A 1,129-nucleotide genomic window follows, 5' to 3' on the forward strand; every position below is an offset into this window, starting at 1 on the left:
TGAAACGGCGAAACAAAGCAATATGCAAGCCGGTCAGAATCTGACACTGACAACGGAGACACTGAGAGGGCAGGGAGAAATTAGTGCCGGCAGTGATGTTACCGTTAAGGCGAGTCATTTGTCTTTCTATGGAGGAAAGTTAAAAGCCGGGAACCAGGTTCTGTTACAGGGAGAGCAAAATCTTACGGTGCGTGACGCAGATATTTCAGGTCATGATATTGCCTTAATCTCCAGTGGTGGTGTTTCTGTTTCATCTGGAGGAAGCAATTCTCCTGTGGCAGGTGCACGGGCATTCTCCACTATTTCTGCGGCAAATATGTTACATATTCTGTCTGAACAGGGCATATCGCTTTCAAATACGCTAATTAACCGGGCGAAAAATATCTTTTTGGCTAGCAAGGGGGAGATTGAAATTTCTCTCTCCCCTTACTTAGCTAAGTTTAATGGTAATCAGAGCAGTACTGACAGTGACGTACTGAATGATGACGCTCAACGAGAACTCATTAGCCAGCGTCTGCGCCAGTTCAGCCAATTGGAAGCGGATGAGAATATTGAGATCCATGCTGGCGCGGGAGTAAATCTGAGAGGTATTTCCTTAACCGCAGGGAAAGACATTACTCTGACCAGTGGTAATTCGCTTGATGTTGGTAAAGTTATAACCGCTAACAATAAAGACACTGAAACGACGAAACTGACTGCAAAGCAAGGCGGCATCAGTTTGACGGCGAGTGGCAAGGCGGCTCTGGGGGATGTACAGGCCAAAACAGATATCACCGTTAATGGTAAAGACATTGAAGCGGCGAAACTGACCGCAGAACAAGGTAGCATCAGTCTGACGGCGAATGGCAAGGCGACTCTGGGGGATGTGCAGGCCAAAACGGATATCACCGTTAATGGTAAAGACATTGAAACGACGAAACTGACCGCAGAACAAGGTAGCATCAGTCTGACGGCGAATGGCAGGGCGACTTTGGGGGATGTACAGGCCAAAACAGATATCACCGTTAATGGTAAAGACATTGAAACGACGAAACTGACCGCAAAGCAAGGTGGCATCAGTTTGACGGCGAGTGGCAAGGCGGCTCTGGGGGATGTGCAGGCCAAAACAGATATCACCGTTAATGGTAAA

The 1,129-nt window shown here is 47.7% G+C and carries 1 pseudogene; it reads left to right on the plus strand.

Annotation, left to right across the window (positions count from 1 at the left end):
- Nucleotides 1–1,129, plus strand: a pseudogene (locus tag C6H66_RS26310) (DUF4097 domain-containing protein); the annotation flags it as partial.

Source organism: Photorhabdus hindustanensis (genome assembly GCF_002968995.1).
In the GTDB taxonomy this organism is placed as follows: Bacteria; Pseudomonadota; Gammaproteobacteria; order Enterobacterales; family Enterobacteriaceae; genus Photorhabdus; species Photorhabdus akhurstii.